This is a genomic window from Erwinia sp. PPS120 (assembly GCF_047918655.1).
GTDB lineage: Bacteria > Pseudomonadota > Gammaproteobacteria > Enterobacterales > Enterobacteriaceae > Erwinia > Erwinia tasmaniensis_A.
On record NZ_JBLREF010000057.1, the window covers coordinates 1 to 574 of the forward strand.

Genomic DNA, 574 nt, shown 5'->3' on the forward strand with positions numbered 1-574 from the left:
CACCAAGCGTTTCCACATTCTCTGCCGCTTTGGTTGTGACACGCAGCGCCAGACGTCCCACCCCTTTAATCACCCCACCAATTACCGGGATCAGCGCAAACAGTAAAATAACCAGAAATACCCATTCAGTAACGCTTTCCCGCTTCTTTGGTTCTTTGGCAAGCCCAATGGATACCGCAATCAGATCGCGTACAGCAGTCACATCACCAACCAGCGGGATCATGCCAGTTACCGCATCGACAATGATCTGTCCGATGGTCTGTTTTTCATTAAACGCGCCCTGAAGCGTGCCCCAGATCCACTGCCCGGTTTCCAGGCTGGTTTCTTTAAACCAGGCAACACTTACCTCACTCATTGAACACCTCCGTTGTGTTTCTCTATCAGCGCATCGATATCAGATTCACTCAGTGATGACCCCGTAAATTGCTGATTATTTATGGTGCCTTTTCGCATATAACGCCGTGTATCCGGCCCAAACTCCACCTGCATACTTCCTGCCGGAATATCGTCCAGATGCAGATACCCCGCACCGTCCAGATTTCCGGTACGTACTGACCCATCCGCCAGTGTTGCC

General features: G+C 51.0%; 1 protein-coding gene and 1 pseudogene. Both read right to left on the minus strand.

The window, feature by feature from the left end:
* Positions 1–355: pseudogene (locus tag ACLRGG_RS20450) on the minus strand (hypothetical protein); the annotation flags it as partial.
* The coding region (locus ACLRGG_RS20455) for a hypothetical protein (RefSeq protein ID WP_416251475.1) at positions 352–574 on the minus strand (223 nt) is incomplete at its 5' end. The gene ACLRGG_RS20455 and the pseudogene ACLRGG_RS20450, both read right to left, overlap by 4 nt.